The sequence below is a fragment of the Bradyrhizobium sp. WBOS07 genome (assembly GCF_024585165.1).
Taxonomy (GTDB): domain Bacteria; phylum Pseudomonadota; class Alphaproteobacteria; order Rhizobiales; family Xanthobacteraceae; genus Bradyrhizobium; species Bradyrhizobium japonicum_B.
In genome coordinates, this window is record NZ_CP029008.1 from 1,765,751 (window position 1) to 1,784,077 (window position 18,327).

Sequence of the window (18,327 nt, forward strand, 5' to 3'; positions counted from 1 at the left end):
CCCGGAAGCATCACCATGGCCCTCTTTCGCCTGCCGTCCAGTGGACCCGCCGCCCTCGCACCGCGCGGCAACGGGCTGTTGTTGCGCGCACCGCAGATGTCGGACTTCCTGCAATGGGCTCATCTGCGCGAGTCCAGCCGCGACTACCTGACGCCCTGGGAGCCGATCTGGCCGTCGGACGATCTCACCCGCTCGGGCTTCCGCCGCCGTCTGCGCCGCTATTCCGAGGACATCGCCGCGGACCGTTCCTATCCTTTTCTGATCTTCCGCGAGCTCGACGGCGCCATGGTCGGCGGCATCACGCTGGCCAATGTCCGCCGCGGCATCGTGCAGGCCGGCACCATCGGCTATTGGGTGGGGCAGCCTCATGCCCATCGCGGCTACATGACGGCCGCGCTGCGGGTGCTGCTGCCGACCTTGTTCGGCGAGCTCAACCTGCACCGGGTCGAGGCCGCCTGCATCCCCACCAATGCGCCGTCGATCCGGGTGCTGGAAAAGTGCGGCTTCTCACGCGAGGGGCTCGCCCGCCGCTATCTCTGCATCAACGGGGTCTGGCAGGATCATTTGCTGTTCGGCCTCCTGCACGAGGATTTCCGCGGCTGAGCGGCCCGATTCATGCGGCCAAGTCCCCCTTTTTGCTGCCTTGGGTTCGCCGATTTTGGCGATATAACCGCATGCCCCGGACCGCGATCGGCCGGACAATTGTCATTGGAGTATAGGCGTTGATGGTGCAGCAGCTTCGGTCATCGCGGAATGCGTTGCGGCTGGGAGGGGGAATCGCGCTGGCATTGTCGGTAGTGCTCGCCTCTGTCCCGCCGGTGAAGGCCCAGTCTCTGACCGACCGCTTCAAGAGCCTGTTCGGCGGCAAGTCCGACGAGCCGGCCGAGCCGAAGCCTGCGCCCGGCCAGCCGGCCGAAGACGAGCTCGATTGCCCCCAGGTGACGGTGCGCGCGGGAGCCTCGACCTACGCGGTTGGCGTCCCGGGCAAGCCGGCCGTCGGCAACGACATTCGCTTCCAGGCCTCGATCACCAAGATGGCGCGCGAATGTGCCCGCAGCAGCGCCGGCATCACGGCCCGGATCGGCATCCAGGGCCGCGTCATCGCCGGTCCCGCCGGTGCGCCTGCCTCCGTCGAGGTGCCGCTGCGCTTCGCGGTCGTGCAGGGCGGCGTCGGCGAGAAGGTGATCGCCTCGAAGGCCTACCGGACCACGGTCGACATGACCCCGGGCGGCAGCGTGCCCTTTACCTTCGTGATCGAGGATATGACCTATCCGATGCCGGCCCCCGCGGTCGCCGACAACTACATTTTCTATGTCGGCTTCGACCCGCAGGCGCTCGCGCCCGAGCCGAAGGGGCGGAAGAAGAAATAGGGCAAGATGTTGCGGCAATCTCAGCCGTCATTGCCCGCGAAGGCGGGCAATCCAGTACGCCGCGGCTTCTCGCTTCAATCACCACTGCCTCTGGAATACTGGATCACCCGCCTTCGCGGGTGATGACGCCGCATTTGTGGATGATGTGTCGCCAAACAAAAAAGCCGGCGCTCATCGCGCCGGCTTTCTGATTGGTGAAGGCAGGACCCTCAGTTCAGCTTCTGCCGGACTTCGCTGATGCCCTTGGCGAGCAGATCGTCGGCGACCTGGCCCTTGACCGACTGCGACAGGATCGTCGAGGCGGCCTGGACGGCGGCTTCCGCCGCTGCGGCGCGGACATCGGCCAGCGCCTGGGCCTCGGCGAGCGCGATCTTGCTCTCCGCGGTCTTGGTCCGGCGTGCCACGAAGTCTTCCATCTTCGCCTTGGCATCAGTCGCGATGCGCTCGGCTTCGCTTCTGGCGTTGGCGATGATCTCGGCGGCTTCGCGTTCGGCCGAGGCGGTGCGCGCCTTGTAGTCGGCAAGCACCTTGGCGGCTTCCTGCTTGAGGCGCTGGGCGTCGTCGAGCTCGGCCTTGATGCGGGCGGCACGATGATCGAGCGCGGTCATCGCCGTCTTGAAGACCCCGAGATAGCCGAACACGACCATCAGGATCACGAAGGCGACGGCGACCCAAAATTCAGGTTCGAAGACCATCTCGACTAACCTTTCAGGGACGCATCGACCGCGGCATTGACCGAGGCAGCGTCGGGAACGACGCCGGTCAGCTGCTGCACGATCTGGCCGGCCGCATCGGCCGCGATGCCGCGGACGTTGCTCATGGCGGTGGCGCGGGTCGAGGCGATGGTCTTCTCCGCCCCGGCAAGCTTGGCCGCCAATTGCTGTTCCAGCGCCTTGCGCTCGGCCTCGGCCTGCGCATTGGCCTGGTCGCGGGATTCGTTGCCGATCGCCTGCGCCCGCGCGCGCGCCGCAGCGAGCTCGCTTTCGTAGGCCTTCAGCGCCGCCTCGGACTGATCCTTCAGCTTCTGCGCCTCGGCGAGGTCACCCTCGATCTTGTTCTGACGCGCCTCGATCGCACCGCCGATGCGTGGCAGAGCGAGCTTGGACACGATCACGTAAAGCAGGACGAAGAAGATCGCGAGCGACACCAGCTGTGAAGCGAAGCTGCTGCTCTCGAACGGCGGAAAGCCGCCACCGTGGTGACCACCGTCAGCCTCGGTATGAGCGCCCGCCGGACCTTTTGCGCCGCCATGACTCTCAGCCATGGAGTTCTCCTGTTGCTGTCACACGCGCCGTCCCAGGGACTGGAACGGCGCGAAAAACGTCGTCCTCAGAGCGGAACGAACAGCAGCAACAGCGCGATCAGCAGCGAGAAGATGCCGAGCGCTTCGGTCACGGCGAAGCCGAAGATCAGGTTGCCGAACTGGCCCTGAGCGGCCGACGGGTTGCGGACGGCTGCGGCGAGGTAGTTGCCGAAGATCACGCCCACGCCGACGCCCGCACCGCCCATGCCGATGCACGCGATGCCCGCGCCGATAAGTTTTGCTGCTGCCGGATCCATTTTAGACTCCTTGGAAGAAAGATTGGGTGGTGGGTGGAAATTCCCCGGACCGTTCAGTGTCCCGGATGAATGGCGTCGTTGAGGTAGATGCAGGTCAGGATCGCGAACACGTAGGCCTGCAGGAACGCGACCAGCAGCTCCAGCGACGTCAGCGCGACCGTGAGAGCGAGCGGCAGCACGCCGCCGACCCAGCCCAGCGCCCCAAGCGAGAAGCCGAGCATGGCGACGAAGCCCGCGAAGACCTTCAGCGCGATGTGGCCGGCCAGCATGTTGGCGAAGAGACGGACGCTGTGGGAGACCGGCCGCAGGAAGAACGACAGGATCTCGATGAACATGACCAGCGGCAGGATGTAGATGGGGACGCCGTGGGGAACGAAAATCTTGAAGAACTTCAGGCCGTTCTTGTAGAGGCCGTAGATCAGGACCGTGAAGAACACCAGCAGCGCCAGCGCTGCGGTGACGATCAGATGGCTCGACACCGTGAAGGTGTAGGGGATGATGCCGACCAGGTTCGAGACGCAGATGAACATGAACAGCGAGAAGATCAGCGGGAAGAACTTCATGCCTTCCGTGCCGGCCGTCGAACGGATGGTCGAGGCGACGAATTCGTAGGAGATCTCGGCGATCGACTGCAGGCGCCCGGGAACCAGCTGGGTGCCGCTGGCGAGCATCAGGATCGAGATGATGGCCACCGCCACCAGCATATAGAGCGACGAATTGGTGAAGGCGATCGTGTGATTGCCGATATGGCCCAGCGTGAAGAGAGGCTCGATGTTGAACTGGTGGATCGGATCGATTTTCATCAGCGCGGCATCTCTTGGTCTGCCGGGCAATGCCGGCGGGTCTCGGTCTGCCGGCCGGGCCGGCCCGTGCCGGCAAGACCGGCACGATCACTCTGCTGGTGCGGATCGGCTAAGATCCACCGCGCCTGTTCTGACCCGCGCCTGCCGTTCTCACCACATTCACCACGCCGGCGACGAAGCCCAGCAACAGGAACACGATAAACCCGAAAGGCGAGGTCGACAGCAAGCGGTCGAAGCCCCAGCCAATCCCCCCTCCGACAGCGACGCCGGCGATCAACTCCGAGGATAGTCGGAAACCAAGCGCCATCGCCGAGGCTCTGGCCGCTCCGTCTCCACCTTCACCTGCGGGTTGCTCGGTCTTGGTCCGGCGGTCGCGAAATTCGGACAACCTGTGATCAAGACTTCCGAGCCGTTCGGAAAGCGCAGCTTCCTCGGACGATCTATCGCGATCTCCATTCCCACCGTGTCCCGTGCCCTGTGTCATGCAACAAAGACCCGAAACGCCGCGGCTGAATGGAAATTACGCCCGCCACCCTCAAAAGCCGCGCGGACCATACTGATGGCCTATAATCAAGTCAAGCCAAGTCACGATTGCGTCGCTTTCGGTTATGTAGCTGATTTATTTGACAATATCGGCGCGAACGGCAGCGCTGCACACAGCGTGACGCCGCACCGCAGCAGCGTGCCGCAGGATCGGCGGCTGCGGCCACGCTTTCGACGCGCTGTCGGGATCGAAGACGCCGCAGGGATCGTTGATGTCGGTGTGCATTTTGGGCGGCGGATCGCTTTGCCGGGGTGTAGAATTTATCGGATTGCCACCCATGCGTCGTGGCGGAGAGCGCGATGAGACCAGTGATGTCATCCACAACATCCTTCCCAGGATCCTGGCTTGCAGCGGCAGCGTTCGCCGCGGCGATCGCGATCGGCGGGGGTCTGATGGCTGCGCCATCTGCGCCCGACGGCGAAAACGGTCGCTACAGCATGACGCCCATCCCTGAGGGCGTGCTCCGGCTCGACACCCGCACCGGCACGGTCTCGACCTGCACCAAGAACGGCGCCGGCTGGGCCTGCTATGCGGTGCCCGACGAACGGACCGCGCTCGACGCCGAGATCGGCAGGCTCCAGGCCGAGGTCGAGAAGCTGAAGGGGCAGCTTGCGGCGGGGCCGACGGTGTCGGGCAAGGTCGACGAGGCGTTGCCGAAATCCGATCCGCTGAAGAAAGCCGAGCCCAGGAACGCCGAACCCGAGAGCGCCGAGGGCGAGCGCAAGATCGAGATTCCGCTGCCGAGCGACCAGGACGTCGATCGCGTGATGTCGTTTCTGGAAAAGGCCTGGCGGCGGCTGATCGACATGGCCAACCGCGTGCAGAGGGACGTGTCGGGGAGGATTTGAGGACCCGTTGAAGCCCTCGACACGTTGAGCTCTCGTAGGGTGGGCAAAGGCCGCAAAGCGCCGTGCCCACGAAATCTATACGACGATGAGGAAAGACGTGGGCACGCTTCGCTTTGCCTACCCTACGACAGCTTTCCGAGTTGAGGGACCTTTCATGATATCCACCAAATCCGTCACACGCTCGGCGCCGTCGACGGTGCAAGTCACCACCATCTCATCCTCCCTGCTGACGGTGCAGACATCGGGCCATGGCTTCACCGATCTCACCAGCGAAGCTGCAAGATTCATCGACGAGGTTGGCGCCCGCGACGGTGCCCTGACGCTGTTCATCCGCCATACCTCGGCCTCGCTGACGATCCAGGAGAACGCCGACCCTTCCGTGCTCGTCGACCTCGCCACGGCGCTGTCCCGGCTCGCGCCGGAGAATGCCGGCTGGACCCACGACACCGAAGGACCGGACGACATGCCGGCCCACGTCAAGACGATGTTGACCGGGACCTCGCTTCAGGTCCCGGTTCTGAACGGCAGGCTCGCACTCGGCACCTGGCAGGCGATCTATCTGATAGAGCATCGCAAGCGCCCGCACCGCCGCGAGGTGGTGCTGCAATTCGTCGGCTGCAATCAGTAGAGCGTTTTTCGAGCCAGGTGGCCGCCGGCTCGCGCCGAGAAACAAAGCAAAAGCTGACATAAAACAAAACCGGCCGCGGAGACCGCGGCCGGTTGGTGCTGGTTGAGATCGGTGCTTTCGATCAGGTGCCCTTGATGTCGACGTCCTTGGTCTCGGGCAGGAAGAGGAAGCCGATCACGACGGTAATCGAGGCGAAGATGATCGGGTACCAGAGGCCGGCATAGATGTCGCCGGTCGAGGCCACGATGGCGAAGGCGGTCGCCGGCAACAAGCCGCCGAACCAGCCGTTACCAATGTGGTAGGGCAGCGACATCGAGGTGTAGCGGATGCGGGTCGGGAACAGTTCGACCAGCATCGCCGCGATCGGGCCGTACACCATGGTGACGAACAGCACCAGGATGAAGAGCAGGCCGACGATCGCCGCCACCTGCGGACGGAAGATGTCGAACGGATGCGACATCTTCACGATGGCCGCGTCACCCGCCTTGGGATAGCCGGCCGCCTGCACCGCGGCGAGAACCGCCGGGTTGCTGTCCTTGGCGTTGGTGTAGGGCACGTCCTTGCCGTTGACCACGACCTTCACGCCCGAGCCGGCCGGACCCGGCGCCGTCGTGTACCTGACGGACGATTGCGACAGGTAGGCGCGCGCGGTGTCGCAAGGCGCGCTGAAGACGCGGGTGCCGACCGGATTGAACAGATCGCCGCAGCCGGCGGGATCGGCCACCACTTCGACCTTGACCGTCTCGATGGCCTTCTCCAGCGCCGGGTTGGCGTTGGACGTGATCATCTTGAAGATCGGGAAGAAGGTCAGCGCCGCGATCAGGCAGCCGCCGAGGATGATCGGCTTGCGGCCGATCTTGTCCGAGAGCGCGCCGAACACGATGAAGAAGCCGGTGCCCAGCAGCAGCGACCAGGCGATCAGCAGGTTGGCGGTGTAGCCGTCGACCTTCAGGATCGATTGCAGGAAGAACAGCGCGTAGAACTGGCCGGTGTACCAGACCACGCCCTGGCCCATCACGCCGCCGAGCAGCGCGAGCAGCACGAGCTTGCCGTTCTGCCAGTTGCCGAAGGCTTCGGTCAGCGGCGCCTTCGAGCTCTTTCCCTCTTCCTTCATCTTCTGGAAGACCGGTGATTCGTTGAGGCGAAGCCGGATCCAGACCGAGATGCCGAGCAGCAGCACCGAGACCAGGAACGGAATGCGCCAGCCCCACGCTGCGAAATCGGCCTCACCGAGCGCGGTGCGGGTGAACAGAATCACCAGCAGCGACAGGAAAAGGCCGAGAGTTGCAGTGGTCTGGATGAAGGAGGTGTAGAAGCCGCGCTTGCCGTTCGGCGCATGTTCCGCGACGTAGGTGGCCGCACCGCCATACTCACCGCCGAGCGCCAGGCCCTGGGCGAGGCGCAGCACGATCAGGATGATCGGAGCCGCGATGCCGATGGTGGCCGCGTTGGGCAGCAGGCCGACGATGAAGGTCGACAGACCCATGATCAGGATGGTGACGAGGAAGGTGTATTTGCGGCCGACGATGTCGCCGACACGGCCGAACACGATGGCGCCGAACGGACGGACCAGGAAGCCCGCGGCAAACGCCAGCAGCGCGAAGATATCGCGGGTTGCCGGCGGATAGGCCGAGAAGAACTGCGCGCCGATGATGCCGGCCAGCGAACCGTAGAGATAGAAGTCGTACCATTCGAAGACGGTACCGAGCGAGGAGGCGAGAATGACGAAGCGTTCGTCCTTCGTCATACCTCCCGCGCGTGTTTCAGACACAGCCACTGTCGTCATGTTGGATCGCTCCCCAAAAATGCGTTTCCCTCGCGCCCCGGACGTCCGGACGTGCCGGATCGACCCAGGTCTTGGCCATAAGGTAACATCGGCGTGAAACCCGCCCCAATACGACTTTCGGCCTTGCGCACTGACGCGCAGCTGATGCGCGGTATCGGGCGCCGGTGCGCGATGTTAGGGGGGCTCCGGGATTAACCCCTTTGCGGCAAAGGGATAATGTGCACTTGCATGCCACGGCCGCTCGGGGAAGAATTGCCGCACCCCGGGATCGGTTCGCCGGCCTGCGAACGACAGCAAGAGAACGATGAACGCTCCATCGACCCATCTCGTCATCGCCGATGACCATCCGCTGTTCCGCGACGCGCTGCGACAGGCGGTGGCCGGCGTCCTGACCTCGGCCCAAATCGACGAAGCCGGATCGTTCGAGGATCTGACCAAGCTCCTGGAACAGTCCTCGGACGTCGACCTGATCCTGCTCGACCTCTCGATGCCCGGGATCTCCGGCTTTTCCGGCCTGATCTATCTGCGCGCACAATATCCGGCGATTCCGGTGGTGATCGTCTCGGCCTCCGACGACAGCGCCACGATCCGCCGCTCGCTCGATTTCGGCGCGTCCGGCTTCATTCCGAAGCGCTTCGGCGTCGAGACGTTGCGTGACGCCATCCTCAAGGTGATGGAAGGCGACGTCTGGGTTCCGGCCGATACCGACCTGTCCGCAGCTGGCGATCCCGACATGACGCGCCTGCGCGACCGGCTGGTGACGCTGACGCCGCAGCAGGTCCGGGTCCTCATGATGCTGTCGGAGGGTCTCCTCAACAAGCAGATCGCCTATGAGCTCGGGGTCTCCGAGGCCACCATCAAGGCGCATGTCTCGGCCATCCTGCAAAAGCTCGGCGTCGAGAGCCGCACCCAGGCCGTGATCGCGGCCGCCAAGATCGCCGGCGGCCAGTGGAGGCAGGGCACGCCGACGGGCTGACCCCCTGCTACAGCCTCTTCAGGAGCGCATCGGCAGCCCTGATGTCCGCCGTCTCGGAGCCTTCGGCAAAGCCGTCGAGGGATGATCGCAGCAATCGCTTCGCTTGCTCGTGCTGGCCGCGTTCGTCGAAGAGCCCGGCGAGATCGATTGCCGCTCGCAGCTCCCAGGCTTTCGCGCCTTTGGCGCGGCTGAGTTCGAGCGATTGCATGAGGCTGGCCTCTGCGTCCTCGATCCGCGGCTCCGGCTTCTCCGCCAAGACGCTGGCCCTCATGCGCAGCAGCTCGGGCATATAGAGGTGATCGCCGCTCCGCGCGACGAGGCGGATCGCATCGTCGATCAGCTCTGCGCTCTGCTCGATCTGCCCGAGCGCCAGCAAGCCCTGCACCAGCGCGATGTTGAAGGTCGTGGTGAGCAGCTCGTAGCCGGCATCGTGCAGCTCGCGCAGGCAGGTCCTGATGGTCTCGACGCCACCGGCGGCGTCGCCGCGCCGGATCGCGAGCTCGCCCTTGACGCCCCGGCCGACCGCGAGATAGGGGCCCATCGAGCGCGAATTGGCATGCGCGATGAAACGGTCGATGTTCTCGTCCGCGCCGTCGAGGTCTCCGCTCCAGAGGTCGATCGAAACCGCCCAGATCAGCGCGATACAGAGCGTGATCGGGTGATCCATCTGCGCGGCCTCGGCGACCGTCTGCTGCGCCAGTTGCCGCGCATCTGCGGGCCGGCCCTGTAACCAGAGCTCGCGGGCCAGCGTGATGCCGGCCCGGTTACGATGATCGAAGCCGTAGACGGTGCTGATCCGTTCCGTGCCGGGTCCTTCCCAGGCGATCTCCAGCATCTCGCGCGCGCTGCGATGCTCGCCGGCCAGATGCAGCGAGACGCCGAGGAGCGAATGGGCGAGGGCGACCGAGGCGGGGTCGCCCAGCGATCTCGCGACCGCGAGGCTCTCTCGCGCGTAACCGAGCGCGGCGTCGAACTCGCCCATCCGCTCGTGAAAGATATGCATGCGGCCGAGCAGCTGGAGCCGGTTGATGTCGTCGCCATGCGCTTCGGCGATCGCAAGGCTCCGGCTCAACGCGCCGCGCGCCGCTTCGCTGCCGCCGCGCGTGAACATCAAGGTCAGCCCGAGGGCGGCCTGGATGTGCATTTCTTCGCTGCTGCCGCGCGCGGAGGGCGCCAACGCCAGCAGCGCGCGTTCCGACCAGCGCCGGCATTCGATCAGCAAGGACATCGCCAGGAAGATCGGCGCCGCGGCGGCGGCGAGCGCAATGCCGATGCCGGGATCGCCGTTCGCGCCGAAGCACCAGTCGAGCGCGGCGCGCACGTTGTGAAGTGCCGAGAAGTGAGCCGCGCGTTCGTCCGGGCTCGGCACCGTGGCCCATGTCATGCCGGCCTGTTCCAGCCATCGCCGGTAGTAAGTCGCGTGGCGGGCAGCGAGCGCCGCGTCATCAGGTTCGATCTCGAGCAGGTAAGCGCGCGTCGTGTCGAGCAGACGGTAGCGCATCATGGCGCCGATCGGTCGCGGCGCGACCATCGATTTGGCAACGAGACCGTCGATGGCGTCGAACAGACGGGCATGATCGACGCGCTGGTCCGGCACGACCTCGAGCGCTGCGTCGATGGTGAAATGCCCGGCGAAGACCGCAAGCCTGCGCAGCACGAGGCGTTCGAGATCCGACAGCAATCCGTAGCTCCAGTGGAGCGTGGCCTGCAATGTCTTCTGCCGGGGTGGCGCCGTCCGCTGGCCTTGCCAGAGCAGATTGAGGCGCTCGTCCAGCAGCGCGGCCGTCTGCTCCAGGCCGTAGGCTTCGACCCGGCCGGCGGCGAGCTCGATCGCCAGCGCCATGCCGTCGAGCTTGCGGCAGATCCGCGCGATGATCTCGGCATTTGCGTCGTCGAGCGTGATTTGCGCGCCGCCGGCCGTGGCACGTTCGAGGAACAATTGAAGTGCGGGATAGGTCTGCGCTGCGGCGGCCGTCAGTCCGGAATTGTCGGGCGGAACGGCGAGTGGGGCCAACCGATAGACCTGCTCGCCCTCGACGCGCAGGGCTTCGCGGCTGGTGGCGAGGATATGGACCTGCGGCGCCGCGTGGAAGATCTCCGCAGCCAGCGGTGCGGCCGTGGCGATGACGTGCTCGCAATTGTCGAGGATCAGCAGCATCCGCTTGTCCCTGACATGCGCGAGCAGCGCGGGCAGGGGGTCCTCGGTCTCGGCCGGCAGACCAAGCATCAGCAGGATCGAGGTGATCACGAGATCGGGATCGCTCAGCGCGCCCAGATCGACAAAGTGCGCGGCATCGGAGAACGTTTCGAGCAGATCGTGCGCGATCGCTACGGCGACCGCCGTCTTGCCGACGCCGCCGGGGCCGGCAATCGTGACGAAGCGCGAGGCGACGAGCTTGTCGGAGACCGCGGCGATCGCATCCTCGCGCCCGACCATCCGCTGCAAGCGGTTCGGCAGCTTCACGGGCGGCAATTCCAGCCTCGCTGCGGGGCGCGGCGCCTGCGCGATATTTGTGCGCGAGATCGGCGCCACGAAGCAATAGCCGCGGCCGGAGAGCGTCGTGATGTAGCGGGCGCCATCCTTGCCGTCGCCGAGCGCCTTGCGAAGCGCTGCGACGTGAAAGCGCAGATTGGCCTCCTCGACCGTGAGGCCGGGCCACACCAACGTCATCAGGTCCCATTTGCTGACGACCTGGTTCGGGCGCGACATCAGCGCCATCAGCGTGTCGAAGGCCTTCGCGCCGAGCGGCAACGCGACGCCGTCGCGCATCACCAGCCTTTCATGCGGCGTCACGGAGAATGGCCCGAACGACAATGTTCCGGTCGCGGTTCCGGCCGGCTCGGTCATGGCGAAATCCTGGTCCTTTCGACAGGACCCGATAGCCAGATGAGCGCGATCGGGCAAGGCCGTCCCTGCATCGCCAACAGACCGCGGATGCAGGCCTTCTGACGCCGGCAAGATGCGACCTCACAATTTCTCACAAGTCCAAACGGGTGTGCCGTCGCGGCCACTGCTAGTCGGTGGCGTGACGGCAAGGAGAGCTTCATGACGCAGGCGCAGACACTCTACACGGCCAGGACCCACACCAGCGGCGGGCGGCACGGCGGCATGTCGCGCAGCTCCGATGGCCGGCTTGACGTCAAGCTGTCGCCGCCGGGCGGCGCAGGCATCGGCACCAATCCCGAGCAACTGTTCGCCGCCGGCTGGTCGGCCTGCTTCGAAGGCGCGATGGAGATCGCGGCCCGCAAGCGCAAGATCGAGCTTCCCAGGAAATGCGCTGTCGATGCGGAGATCGATCTCGTGCTCGACGACGGCGCCTATTCGCTCCGGGCACGGCTCAATGTCAGCCTGCCAGGTCTCGACCCTGAGATCGCGCGTGGCATCGTCGATGATGCGCATCAGACCTGTCCCTACTCCAAGGCCGTTCGCGGCAACATCGACGTCACGGTCGCGCTGATCTGACGCACCAGCACCCATCACCACAAGGTAACAACATCATGAAGCAGATGATCGACCATCAGCGCCGCAACTTCTTCGGCATCGCCGCAGGAACCATCGCCGCCGGCCTCGGCGCGATCGACCTCGTGCGCGCGGAGACGGAAGCGCCGCGATCATTCGGATCGAAGGCGTCCTTCGGCGCCATCAAGCAGATCGACGCCGGCGTCCTCAATGTCGGGTATGCCGAGGCTGGTCCTTCGAATGGTCCCGTGGCGATCCTGCTGCATGGCTGGCCCTACGACATTCACGCCTTCGTCGACGTCGCGCCGATCCTGGCAAAAGCGGGCTATCGCGTGATCATCCCCTATCTGCGCGGTTACGGCTCGACGCACTTCCTGTCCGGTGAGACGCCGCGCAACGGCGAGCCCGCTGCAATGGCCTCCGACATCATCGCGTTGATGGACAAGCTCGATATCAAGAAGGCTGTTATCGCCGGCTTCGACTGGGGCGCACGCACCGCCGACATCATCGCCGCGCTGTGGCCGGAGCGTTGCCGCGCGCTGGTGTCGGTCAGCGGTTACCTGATCTCCAGCCAGGCCGCCGGCAACATGCCGTTGCCGCCGCAGGCGGAGCTGCAATGGTGGTATCAGTACTATTTCGCGACCGAGCGCGGCCGCGCCGGATACGAGAAGTACACGCACGATTTCGCCAAGCTGATCTGGAAGCTCGCCTCGCCGCAATGGACGTTCGACGACGCCACCTTCGCCCGCAGCGCCGCGGCGCTGGACAACAAGGATCATGTCGCGATCACGATCCATAATTACCGCTGGCGGCTCGGGCTCGCCCAGGGCGAAGCGAGATATGAGCAGCTCGAAAAGAAGCTGGCGGTGGCTCCCGTCATCGATGTGCCGACGATCACGATGGAAGGCGACGCCAATGGCGCGCCGCATCCTGACCCCAGCGCCTATGCCAAGAAGTTTTCAGGCCGGTACGAGTTTCGGCTGATCACCGGCGGCATCGGTCACAATCTGCCGCAGGAAGCGCCGCAAGCCTTTGCCAAGGCCGTCATCGACGCCGACGGCGCCTGATCATTCATGCGATGCCTCGGTCCAGCGTGGCTGGACCGGGGATGTGTCGTCCTCCCAGCCTGAAGAAATCTCATGACGCCGATCGAATCCGAAAAGAACAAGAGATCCTATGCCGCGGCGATCACGCTGGCTGTGCTGCTTCTGGTCGTTCTCCTGACTTGCGTGCCATATCTGGTCTCGATCGCTCTTGCCGAGGGACCTGGCACGGTCGAGGCCTCGCCGATCTTCGGCGTCACCATTCCGTCGGGTTACAAGCAATGGGAACTCATCGCACCGGCCCAAGAGGCCGCGCCGCTCGACGAGCTTCGCGCCGTTGTCGGCAACCAGACCGCAATCGACGCCTATCAGGCCGGCAAGCTTCCATTCCCCGACGGCACCATCCTGGTCAAGCGCGCCTGGAAGCGGAAGCAATCGCCCGAGTTTGCATCAGCGACGATTCCCGGCGCCGCCACCACGGTCCAGGTGATGGTCAAGGATTCCAAGAAATATGCCGCAACCGGCGGCTGGGGCTTTGGCCGCTTCGTCAACGGCAAGCCGGTCGACGAGGCCCAGCACCGCGCCTGCTGGGGCTGTCACGAAGCCCGCGCGAGGAGCCGCGACTACGTCTTCACGCGGCTGGCGCCCTGAAACGGACCTCGGCCGGCAAATATTCCGCCATCCGCAGCGCGCACGTTTCGGCGCTACACCGCCCAAGCCACCCAACCTCTAGCGTGGTCCGGCGGGCAAAACAGCAACAGCTGGGTCAACCGGCCGAGACAAAAGATTCTGTTTGACCGAAATTCGGATTTGTCGTAGGTGTCGGCCACTCTGATCCTGCGAAGAGGGGCGGTCGTACGTCGTCACGAGCCGCGGATCAGGCTGCGGTGGACGCATTGGCGCCGTCGCGGATGCGAGACGCAGGGCGGGGTGATGGATTGAGCCGATCCCCGTGAGCTCTCTCGCAAGCCGCGTTGTACGAACGGCGCTGTGTGCGTACGGCAAAACCGTGTGGTCCTGGCCGTCGTTGCTACGGTCAAGCCTTGCGGAGGCGACATGGCGCCAACCGGTGCCATATCGGCGACTTCCGTGAGGCGAGGGAGGCCAGAGGGAAAGTTCGGCTCCCGGGAGAGCACGGCATAAGCCGTCCGACCATCGCGCAGGGAAGGCCGAGTGATTGGCCACACCTGTATGCTGCTGTGCGGTTCTTCCTGCGTGTGCATTTCGCGCAGCGGACCGCGGGTGCCGGTCAGCACCCGGCCTTCCCTGCGCCCTTTCTCCAAGAGGGCGTGACGCGAGCGCAAAACTCGGGCGAATTGCGCCGCGAGAACGCGAAGGCGTGTCTGCACGTGGGAATGCCGGTTTCAGTCTGCGACTCGAGCTGCCTGCCACAACCGCGATCTCGTAGGGTGGGCAAAGCGCAGCGTGCCCACGCCTTGTTGCTCATGGAGAGAGATCGTGGGCACGGCGCAAGTGCGCCTTTGCCCACCCTACGGCACCGCGGTGGGATTTCTGACGCGCCAAATGGCGCGGAGAGAGCTGTTCATCTCAGCTCTCGTGCCCGGACACAGCGCAGCGTCCCCCGGCGATGCGAAGCATCGTCCGGTGCGGTGCGCTGCAGAGCCGGGGCCCATCTCGCCGCGCAGTGCCGTGCCGCTCTGGGTCCCGGCTCGGCGCCGCAACGCTGGCGCGTTCCGGCTTGTCCGGGATACGGAGTGTTCACGTGGCGGGCGCTCGCAATTGCGCGCCTCACTCCGCCGCCACCATCTGCTGCGTGCGCCACTGGCCGAGCAGGGCGCGGAGCGAGGCCGGCTTGACCGGCTTGTTGAGCACGGCGACCTTCTCGTCGCGTGCGGCGACCTGCACGGCGGGGCTGCGGTCGGCGGTGATCAGGATCGCGGGGATGCCGTCGCCGAAACGGCGGCGGATCTCGCGGATCGCGGCGATGCCGTTGCCGCGATCGAGATGGTAGTCGACTAAGAGGCCGGTGACGCGCCGTCCAGCCGCTTCGATCGCCGCGATCGCGCCTTCGGGATCGGCGACCGCGATCACCTCGGCGTCCCACGCCTTCAGCAGCGTCCGCATGCCGTCGAGGATCGCCGCGTCGTTCTCGATGCAGACGATCAGCGCGCCCGAGATCGGCGTGTGCGCCAGCGGCGTCGCACTGGTCACGGCGGCGGTGTGGGTGATCGCCTTCGCCGTCGGCACCGTCACGGAGAACACCGAGCCGCCGCTTGCAGTCCCGTCGATGGCGATGCCGTGCTTGAGCACCCGCGCCAGCCGTTCGACGATCGAGAGTCCGAGGCCGAGGCCGCGCGCGATCCGCGCCCCCTGCTCCAGGCGATGGAATTCCTTGAAGATCTCGCCGCGCTTGACCGGCGGGATGCCGACGCCGGTGTCGTAGACACAGATCCTGAGCGAAGTGCCCTGGCGGCGACAGCCGACCAGCACGCGGCCGCGCGGGGTGTATTTGATGGCATTCGAGATCAGGTTCTGCAGCAGGCGGCGCAGCAGGAGCCGATCCGATTCGACCGGCAGCGAGCAGGGCACGAAGACGAGCTCGAGGCCCTTGGCCCGCGCGATCGGCGCGAACTCGATCTCCAGCGAGCGCATCAGATCGGCCATCTTGAAGCTCGAGATCGAGGTCGTCATCGCGCCGGCGTCCAGCCGGGAGATGTCCAGCAGCGCGCCGAGGATCTCCTCGATAGCCTGCAGCGATTCGTCGATGTTCTCGACCAGCCGCGTCTCCTCGCCGTTGTGCTGGCGCTCGACCAGGCTGGTGACATAGAGCCGGGCCGCGTTCAGCGGCTGGAGGATGTCGTGGCTGGCGGCGGCGAGGAAGCGGGTCTTGGAGATGCTGGCGTCTTCCGCCGCGCTCTTGGCCAAAGCGAGCTCGGAATTCAGCCGCGTCAGCTCCTCGGTGCGGTCGCGCACGCGCTTCTCCAGCGTGGCGTTGGCGCGCTCCAGCGCTTCGGCCGCCTCGAAGCTCGGCGTGACGTCGGTGAAGGTGATGACGAAGCCGCCGCCCGGCATGCGGTTGGTGAGCACCTCGATCACCATGTGGCGTTCCGGCAGGCGTTCGAGATACGGCTCGCTGTCGGTGGTGTAGGCCGCGAGCCGCTGCTCGATCATCGCCTCGCTGTTGGCCTGACGGTCCGGATCGCTCGCGTCCATGAATTCCAGGATCTCGCGCAGCGGCGTGCCGAACTGGACGATGTGCGGGGGGACATTGAGGAGATCGCCGAACTGCCGGTTGGAGCAGATCAGCTGCAGGTCGGCATCGAACACCGCGATGCCCTGGCGCACGTGGTTCAGCGCGGTCTGCAGGATCTCGCGGTTGAAATGCAGCGCCGCGTGCGAATCGTCGAGCAGCTTGAGCGCGGCTTTGGCCGAGACGGTGCGCTTGCGCAGCAGCAGCGACATCACGAGGCGGGAGGAGGCAGCTCCGATCGAGGAGGCGATCAGGTGCTCGGCGTGCTGCAACAGCTCGAAATCGGCGGGAGCTCCCGGCTCGAGCCGCAGATTGCGCTGCGCGGAGAAGGCCTCGAAGGAGTGCCGCGCACGGTCGGGTCCGAGATATTGCGCCACCGTGGTCTGGATGTCCTGCACGGTGACCGTGGTGCGCCAGCGGCGGAAGCTGGGGGAGATCGGCGCAAGCGTATCGGGCACGAACAGGTCGGCCTGCAGCAGCTCGATGGACGAGGGCCTTCGCGCCAGCGACAGCAGCACATAGGTCAGGATGTTGAGCGACAGCGACCAGATGACGCCGTGCATCAGGGGCGGCAGGTCGGCGCCGAACAGCGCCTGCGGCCGCAGCGCCTCGATGCCGAACGGGCCGTGCTGGAGCAGCAGGATCCCCGTGGTCGAGGAGTCCATGAAGCTCGGCATGAACAGCGTGTAGAGCCACACCGCGAAGCCGACCAGCATGCCGCCGATCGCGCCGCGCGCGGTGGCGCGCCGCCACAACAATCCGCCGAAGAAGCTCGGAGCAAGCTGTGCGATGGCGGCAAAGGAGAGCAGGCCGATGGCGGCGAGCTGGGTGCTGCCGAGCGCGCGATAGTAGAAATAGGCCATCACCATGATGGCGAAGATCGCGAGCCGCCGCGAGCGCAGCAGGAAGTTGCTGAAATCGGCGCCGCCGGTGCGCCCCTCGGGCCGCCGCTGCAGCACCAGGGGCACCACGAGGTCGTTCGAGACCATGATGGAGAGCGCGACGCATTCCACGATCACCATCGCGGTGGCCGCGGACAGGCCGCCGACGAACACGACGACGCTGAGCAGATCCGCGCCGGCTTCCATCGGCAACGCCAGCACGTACATGTCGGGTTCGGCCGCGCCGAACGGGAAGGTGACGAGGCCGGCAAGCGCGATCGGGATCACGAACAGATTGATGGCGACGAGGTAGAGCGGGAACAGCCAGCGCGCGCGGCCGACCTCGGCGTCGGAGGAGTTCTCGACCACGCTGACGTGGAACTGGCGCGGCAGCAGCATGATCGCGCACAGCGACAGCAGCGTCATGGTGAGGAAGTTGCCGATCGAGGGCGAGTAGTTGATCGCGCGCACCGCCTCCGGCGTCTTCATGGCACGCTCGATCAGCTCCTGCGGCGAGAACATCCAGAAGGTGACGAAGATGCCGGCGGCGAGGAAGGCGACCAGCTTGATGATGGATTCGGTCGCGACCGCCAGCATCAGGCCGTGCTGGTGCTCGGTGGCGTCGGTCTGCCGGGTGCCGAACAGCACGGCGAAGGCCGCCATCGCCAGCGTCACCATCAGCGCGACGTCGCCAATCAGCGGGATGTGGGAGAAGGCTTGGTCCTCGCTCAGGATCGTCTCCAGCGAGGAGGCGACCGCCTTGAGCTGAAGCGCGATGTAGGGCACCGAGCCGATGATCGCGATTCCGGCGACGGTCGCCGCTACCGCCTGGCTCTTGCCGTAGCGAGCCCCGATGAAGTCGGCGATCGAGGTGATGTTGTGGGCCTTCGCCAGCTGGATCACGCGGCGCAGGACGCCGGCCCCGAGCCCGATCATCAGGATCGGGCCGACATAGATGGCGAGGAAGTCCGTCGAGGTGCGGGTGGCGAAGCCGACCGAGCCGAAGAAGGTCCAGGACGTGCAATAGATCGCCAGCGACAGCGGATAGATCAGCCCGGGGGCACGACCGCGCCCGGCCGGCGAGCGGCGGTCGCCATGGCTCGCCACCAGGAACAGAAAGCCGATATAGCCGAAGGCGGCGGCGATCACGCCCCAATCGTGCAGCATGGCGAGCACGCGTCTCCCTGGGCACCGGCGGCGCCCGCGCTCATTTTCCC

General features: G+C 65.7%; 17 protein-coding genes. 9 read left to right on the forward strand and 8 right to left on the reverse strand.

Annotated features, from left to right (window positions below):
* Positions 1-15: 15 nt before the first annotated feature.
* Both DCM79_RS08255 and DCM79_RS08260 read left to right on the forward strand, forming a co-directional pair.
* Positions 16-603: a GNAT family N-acetyltransferase gene (locus DCM79_RS08255; protein WP_011084002.1), complete on the forward strand. Its 588-nt coding sequence runs from the start codon at positions 16-18 to the stop codon at positions 601-603.
* Between the two features lie 122 nt (positions 604-725).
* On the forward strand, positions 726-1,370 hold the full coding sequence (locus DCM79_RS08260; protein ID WP_257179470.1) for a hypothetical protein: 645 nt from the start codon (positions 726-728) through the stop codon (positions 1,368-1,370).
* A gap of 209 nt (positions 1,371-1,579) precedes the next feature.
* Here DCM79_RS08260 and DCM79_RS08265 read toward each other — a convergent pair whose 3' ends face one another.
* The 5 genes from DCM79_RS08265 to DCM79_RS08285 all read right to left on the reverse strand — a co-directional run bounded on the left by DCM79_RS08265 (position 1,580) and on the right by DCM79_RS08285 (position 4,217).
* A complete protein-coding gene (locus DCM79_RS08265; RefSeq protein ID WP_028134056.1) occupies positions 1,580-2,065 on the reverse strand; it encodes an ATP F0F1 synthase subunit B in 486 nt (161 codons plus the stop codon).
* A gap of 5 nt (positions 2,066-2,070) precedes the next feature.
* Positions 2,071-2,634: a F0F1 ATP synthase subunit B' gene (locus DCM79_RS08270; RefSeq protein WP_257179471.1), complete on the reverse strand. Its 564-nt coding sequence runs from the start codon at positions 2,632-2,634 to the stop codon at positions 2,071-2,073.
* 65 nt (positions 2,635-2,699) lie between these two features.
* A complete protein-coding gene (locus DCM79_RS08275) occupies positions 2,700-2,930 on the reverse strand; it encodes a F0F1 ATP synthase subunit C (RefSeq protein WP_007599451.1) in 231 nt (76 codons plus the stop codon).
* Between the two features lie 53 nt (positions 2,931-2,983).
* On the reverse strand, positions 2,984-3,733 hold the full coding sequence (locus DCM79_RS08280) for a F0F1 ATP synthase subunit A (protein WP_257179472.1): 750 nt from the start codon (positions 3,731-3,733) through the stop codon (positions 2,984-2,986).
* A gap of 109 nt (positions 3,734-3,842) precedes the next feature.
* Positions 3,843-4,217 (reverse strand): AtpZ/AtpI family protein, encoded by a 375-nt coding sequence (locus DCM79_RS08285; RefSeq protein WP_257179473.1) that lies wholly within the window; start codon positions 4,215-4,217, stop codon positions 3,843-3,845.
* On the opposite strand from DCM79_RS08285, the gene DCM79_RS08290 reads away from it, so the two are divergent.
* The 3 genes from DCM79_RS08290 to DCM79_RS08300 all read left to right on the forward strand — a co-directional run bounded on the left by DCM79_RS08290 (position 4,125) and on the right by DCM79_RS08300 (position 5,753).
* Positions 4,125-4,580 (forward strand): hypothetical protein, encoded by a 456-nt coding sequence (locus DCM79_RS08290; protein WP_257180942.1) that lies wholly within the window; start codon positions 4,125-4,127, stop codon positions 4,578-4,580. The two genes, DCM79_RS08285 and DCM79_RS08290, sit on opposite strands and share 93 nt — an antisense overlap.
* The gene (locus DCM79_RS08295; RefSeq protein WP_373568111.1) at positions 4,577-5,125 is read left to right on the forward strand and encodes a hypothetical protein; all 549 of its coding nucleotides are present in this window, start codon (positions 4,577-4,579) and stop codon (positions 5,123-5,125) included. The genes DCM79_RS08290 and DCM79_RS08295 overlap by 4 nt, the downstream gene beginning before the upstream one ends.
* Before the next feature lie 154 nt (positions 5,126-5,279).
* Positions 5,280-5,753, forward strand: coding sequence for a secondary thiamine-phosphate synthase enzyme YjbQ (locus DCM79_RS08300; RefSeq protein ID WP_257179475.1), 474 nt, complete (start codon positions 5,280-5,282; stop codon positions 5,751-5,753).
* A 121-nt stretch (positions 5,754-5,874) separates the two neighbouring features.
* Here DCM79_RS08300 and DCM79_RS08305 read toward each other — a convergent pair whose 3' ends face one another.
* Positions 5,875-7,500 carry an MFS transporter gene (locus tag DCM79_RS08305; protein WP_257179476.1) on the reverse strand — a complete coding sequence of 542 codons (1,626 nt, stop codon included), beginning with the start codon at positions 7,498-7,500 and terminating at the stop codon, positions 5,875-5,877.
* Between the two features lie 343 nt (positions 7,501-7,843).
* Here DCM79_RS08305 and DCM79_RS08310 point away from each other — a divergent pair, with 343 nt between their 5' ends.
* Positions 7,844-8,515 (forward strand): response regulator transcription factor, encoded by a 672-nt coding sequence (locus DCM79_RS08310; RefSeq protein WP_257179477.1) that lies wholly within the window; start codon positions 7,844-7,846, stop codon positions 8,513-8,515.
* A gap of 7 nt (positions 8,516-8,522) precedes the next feature.
* Here the strand turns inward: DCM79_RS08310 and DCM79_RS08315 are convergent, their stop codons facing one another.
* On the reverse strand, positions 8,523-11,363 hold the full coding sequence (locus DCM79_RS08315) for a winged helix-turn-helix domain-containing protein (RefSeq protein ID WP_257179478.1): 2,841 nt from the start codon (positions 11,361-11,363) through the stop codon (positions 8,523-8,525).
* Between the two features lie 198 nt (positions 11,364-11,561).
* Here DCM79_RS08315 and DCM79_RS08320 point away from each other — a divergent pair, with 198 nt between their 5' ends.
* The 3 genes from DCM79_RS08320 to DCM79_RS08330 all read left to right on the forward strand — a co-directional run bounded on the left by DCM79_RS08320 (position 11,562) and on the right by DCM79_RS08330 (position 13,669).
* Positions 11,562-11,978, forward strand: a complete 417-nt coding sequence (locus DCM79_RS08320) for an organic hydroperoxide resistance protein (RefSeq protein WP_257179479.1) — start codon at positions 11,562-11,564, stop codon at positions 11,976-11,978.
* A 35-nt stretch (positions 11,979-12,013) separates the two neighbouring features.
* Positions 12,014-13,042 carry an alpha/beta fold hydrolase gene (locus tag DCM79_RS08325; RefSeq protein ID WP_257179480.1) on the forward strand — a complete coding sequence of 343 codons (1,029 nt, stop codon included), beginning with the start codon at positions 12,014-12,016 and terminating at the stop codon, positions 13,040-13,042.
* 72 nt (positions 13,043-13,114) lie between these two features.
* The gene (locus DCM79_RS08330) at positions 13,115-13,669 is read left to right on the forward strand and encodes a cytochrome P460 family protein (protein ID WP_257179481.1); all 555 of its coding nucleotides are present in this window, start codon (positions 13,115-13,117) and stop codon (positions 13,667-13,669) included.
* Between the two features lie 1,098 nt (positions 13,670-14,767).
* Here DCM79_RS08330 and DCM79_RS08335 read toward each other — a convergent pair.
* Positions 14,768-18,277 (reverse strand): hybrid sensor histidine kinase/response regulator, encoded by a 3,510-nt coding sequence (locus tag DCM79_RS08335; RefSeq protein WP_257180719.1) that lies wholly within the window; start codon positions 18,275-18,277, stop codon positions 14,768-14,770.
* Positions 18,278-18,327 lie beyond the last annotated feature (50 nt).